Raw genomic sequence first — 2,251 nt, 5'->3', positions numbered from 1 at the left:
AAAGTCGCCTAACTAACCTACCAATAATTTAGACACTCCCTGACCGAAATCCGTGGGGAAGCTCAGTTTAAGAGTTCTACAAAATCATAAATTTACAATTCAAAGAACTATTCCCGTAAATGACGGCTGGGGAAACCCATACAAGTATAAGTTAATTGAGAGTTCTGACCCTATTACTTTTGAAATACGAAGTTTGGGCCCAGACGGCATACTAAGTAATGATGATCTTACTGTGGTTTATATCATAAATCAGGATAACACCAATTTTGCAGAACAAGACGCTGCACCCAACCGCTGACCGCGGTTGAGCTCCGCTCACCATTTCCAACCCTCAATCCGTAAACAATGAATCATAGTTCATCCCCGTCAGCGGTGCGGTGTGCTTTACGTTCTACTAGATGATGCCAGTCCTCTGCTCTATGCACCTGCGTTCAGCTCTCAGGTGTCGCAGGGGATTATTTGTTTATAGGCATTCTGTAGATTACTTTTCTACTCAGCTGGCCCAGAGCCTAATCTAGAATACTTCAGAAGACTCACGATCAATACGTTATAATCTATTTCCAGTAGTTCTCGTTAGTGTCGCATCACTCATTCATATTTGGCCCTTCTATCTTTTATGGATTCAGCATCCTTTTTGATCGCCGTGTTGCCCTATTTTCTGTCTAATTCAAGCCGTCGTGATTTTCGCGTCTACCCCTGTTTTGCGTGTATTGGTTTCTGCTAGATTTTTGCAGTCTGACCAAGGGCGGCAGCGTTTCGACACACAAGCATGCAAGCTACATCGATTTTAGTAGAACAAGACGCTGCACCCAACCGCTGACCGCGGTTGAGCTCCGCTCACTATTTCCAACCCTCTATCCGTAAACAATAAATCACAGTACATCCCCGTCAGCGGTGCGGTGTGCTTTACGTTGGGCTAAATCACATGAAACCTTCTATAAAATTATTCTCACTGTTTACATATACATTTATATGTATTTCCTCTGCTGAAATAATCCGTTATCAGGACTTATCTTGGAGTACAGACATTATAAGAAATGGTAAAGAAACTGCGTTATCGAATTCTATGATCGCGCATTTAGAAACTGCATTTATGTCAGCAGAAGATCTGGCTAAGAAATGTTCTACAGGTATTAGAATATCTGTGAAAATCTCCCATTTTAAACCAACGCAGTTGGTTGTACTCAATGACTATAAATCTAATTTAAAACTACAGCCCATACCCTGTATTGGGTGGAGAGAATACTCGCACATAGATACTAATGCTATGACTTTGAACAGAACCACGAAAGTATTAGACCAAGATTCTCTCAAGAATTCTCCCAAATTAATTGGAACATCAGATCTCTGGAAGGTTCTTAATCAAGAAGAAATACCAGACTTCAATCTAACCTATAATGGCGGTGATAGTGTGATTGTTGAATTATTTGCCGACGGGAAGTTCAAGAAACTAGTCTATTCTAATCCATCACTTTACCCGCAAAAACAAAATTTAGAATTCAGGAAAGCCCTACATAATCTGCTCACAGAATTAAAAATTGAAACAAGTGGTATCGTGTATCTGAAACCTGATCCAAGCTCAGAAAACTAGCTTGCCCAACAAGACGCTGCACCCAACCGCTGACCGCGGTTGAGCTCCGCTCACCATTCCCAACCATCAATCCGTAAACAATAAATCATAGTACATTGCCGAGTCAGCGGTGCGGTGTGCTTTACGTTCGGCTAAAAAATATGCACCTCAAGATCTCACTAATCCTTGCGCTGTTCTGTCTTCTAACTTCGTGTCATAAAAATGATAATGTTGAGTTCAGCGGTATGACTAGCTTCACCTTCAATGGGCTGAGGATTACGAGTCTTCCTAATCAGGGAAAGGGGGAACATTCTATTTCGCCTGTAGATTTCATTTATACTTGGTCTGGGAAGTCTCTCACGGTCAAGGATAACCAAAATGGAACATTTACTGTGAAGACACCTGTTATTGATGAATTAGCTGTTTCTAGCACCCAAACTCTAACATTTGACGATTCAGGGAAACCAACTGTAACACCGTAACACAAACTTGCCGAACAAGACGCTGCACCCAACCGCTGACCGCGGTTGAGCTCCGCTCACCATTTTCAATCCACCATCCGTAAACAATAAATCATAGTACATCCCTGTCAGCGGTGCGGTGTGCTTTACGTTAGTGAGCTTCCCCAAAATCCTAGGCAGGGGGTGTCCTAATTCATTAATATGAACCAAGGACAAACCA

The 2,251-nt window shown here is 42.1% G+C and carries 1 protein-coding gene; it reads left to right on the top strand.

Features of this window, described 5'->3' with window-relative positions; all coding sequences use genetic code 11:
- The first annotated feature begins 925 nt into the window (after positions 1–925).
- A complete protein-coding gene (locus ACFSW8_RS06240) occupies positions 926–1,591 on the top strand; it encodes a hypothetical protein (protein ID WP_377090623.1) in 666 nt (221 codons plus the stop codon).
- Positions 1,592–2,251: the final 660 nt, after the last annotated feature.

The sequence above is a fragment of the Rubritalea tangerina genome (assembly GCF_042683245.1).
GTDB classification, from domain to species: Bacteria; Verrucomicrobiota; Verrucomicrobiia; order Verrucomicrobiales; family Akkermansiaceae; genus Rubritalea; species Rubritalea tangerina.
The sequence above is the reverse complement of the archived record's forward strand: the minus strand, read 5'-3'. Positions and strand labels throughout refer to the sequence as shown.